The following is a 288-nucleotide window of genomic DNA, read 5'->3' as shown; positions in this document are numbered from 1 at the left end:
GGAGGACACGATCTTCACGGTGTCCTTGCCGATCGCGGCCGAGACCTCCGCCGACACCGGGCTCATGCCGCCGTCCGGCGTGAAGGTTACGCAGCCACCCAGTGTCGTGGCGACGGCGCCGATCGCGACGAGACGCCTCCATGGTGGCGCAGGAACAGGCTTCGCCTGGCTATCGATTGGGAGAGCCATCATTCGCCCCTCGTCTTGGGAGCGACGCGCTCATTGCGCTCGATCCAGGGTTTCGGATCGACCGGACGGTAATCGACCGTGCCCGCGGTGACGGGCGCG

At 67.4% G+C, this 288-nt stretch carries 1 pseudogene; it reads right to left on the bottom strand.

The features are described 5' to 3' along the window. Positions 1-192 (bottom strand): annotated as a pseudogene (locus V5F77_RS29300) (TolC family protein); the annotation flags it as partial. Between the last annotated feature and the right edge of the window lie 96 nt (positions 193-288).

This window comes from Roseixanthobacter psychrophilus, from assembly GCF_043195195.1.
Classification (GTDB): Bacteria; Pseudomonadota; Alphaproteobacteria; order Rhizobiales; family Xanthobacteraceae; genus NCEH01.
Note: the sequence above shows the minus strand (reverse complement) of the source record. Positions and strands in the feature narration are given on the sequence as shown.